Source organism: Oleiphilus sp. HI0117 (genome assembly GCF_001635235.1).
Genome location: NZ_LWGA01001391.1, coordinates 1 through 1,687, shown reverse-complemented (window position 1 = coordinate 1,687; position 1,687 = coordinate 1). Strand labels below are relative to the sequence as shown.

1 protein-coding gene is annotated in these 1,687 nt (G+C 44.5%); it reads left to right on the top strand.

Annotated features, from left to right (window positions below):
- A partial coding sequence (locus A3757_RS23665) for a chitobiase/beta-hexosaminidase C-terminal domain-containing protein (protein ID WP_197470274.1) occupies positions 1-1,644 on the top strand: 1,644 nt, incomplete at its 5' end.
- Between the last annotated feature and the right edge of the window lie 43 nt (positions 1,645-1,687).

Below are 1,687 nucleotides of genomic sequence, written 5' to 3'. Positions count from 1 at the left end.
TCAGAACAGTTTGCGAAAATGGGGCTCACACTGATATCGCTCAAGGCAACCATTGCCATTTGGGCTGCAGATATGCTTGCCGTAGTAAATGATGCGAGGCATATTCCAAGCACCGTTTCGGCGACTGTTAATTTCCCGATTGATCTGCTTAGCATGACGCCTTTAGCCATTAGCCGTCGTGATGGTGGTGTTATTGAAACAGAAGAAGTCACCCTAAGCGGCTTTGGCTTAAAAACACTAGATCATGTAGATGGCCGACATATTCCGGAAATCGTTCTAAGCGCTAAGAACGGTGAAGGTGAACTTGTTGATAGCGCCAAGTTTTATCCTTCTAATGCGCTGAACACCAACGACCCAGGAACGGAAATTAAATTCGAAGTATTCGGTCAATGGCTAAATGCCGACAGCAACGTCGATACAATTGAAGTTTCAATTGATCATATCTATACCAGTCGCAATCTAATAGGCATGAACAATGTCTATGAAATTACCGTTCCACCTGTAAGTGATCAAGCCAGTTTTACGATTCAAGTGGGCGCTATGGTTATTACTTCAATCGACCAAGAACGGGTTCAAGGTAACGATGAGCTGATCTTAAGTGTTTCAGGCATGACAACTAACATCGACGACTACACCGTCTACTTCAGGACGCATACGGGTAGCATTGTCCACGCTGCAATTCATTCTCTGTCTCAGGGAAGCTTAGCGTTAAGATTACCTTCGCACGAAAATATGGAGGTGGGTCCAATTAGCGTTTATATCGAAAATACCGAAGGTATTCGAAGTAACGAAGTAGCGCTTACGTTTATCCCGGAAAAAGTAGAATTTATATCCAACGGTATGAATGAGTTTGGTCAATTAGAACTAGCAATGACTCAAGCACAAGGCCTACCAGATATCCGCTATGTGTTGAATGGATCAGCGCCAGAATACAACTACTCGGCACCGATTTCGGTTTCTGATGGCACCACGGTGACCGCTTATGTAATACAAAGGGTTTATGGCCAGGACTATGCATCAGAAGAATCTGAATTTACTCATTCGACCTGCCCTATTGCTGATATTCCTCAATCCAATAGCCCTAGTTGCCCATCCACCTACGATATCGAACTCGGCAGCTCGAATACTTTTAATCAGGCTATTACGATGGCCAATGAAAGTGATCCCAACTCGTATACTTCTTGCTCATACGGTCATGGCGCAAACTACTATGAAGACCCGGGAATACTTGACCGAGAGCAGTTCTACGTCAATGCCCAGCTGCATGGATTAAGTCGATATTGGCATGAAAATGGGCAGATCTCTTCTCAAGGCTATTATAAGGAGGGAAATTCTCATGGTCTGTCCGAAGCCTGGTATGACAATGGCATCAGAATGTCACAAAATTATACTTATAACGGCGAATACTGCGGAGCCCAGACAAGTTGGTATGAAAGTGGTCAAAAAGAATCCGAAGACTATTATGCTGATGGCGAGAAACACGGCCTCTCAAGCGATTGGTATGAAAATGGGAATAAGGAATTTGAAGCGCACTTCGCGAATGGCAGTTACCATGGCACGCTAAAACGATGGAACGAAGATGGTACACTACTTTACTGCTGGAACTACGTTAATGGGACAAGAGGCGACAGCTGCGCGCCTTAAAGTGCTAGCTAGATTGATTCGCACCTTCAGGCTAATTTAGCCT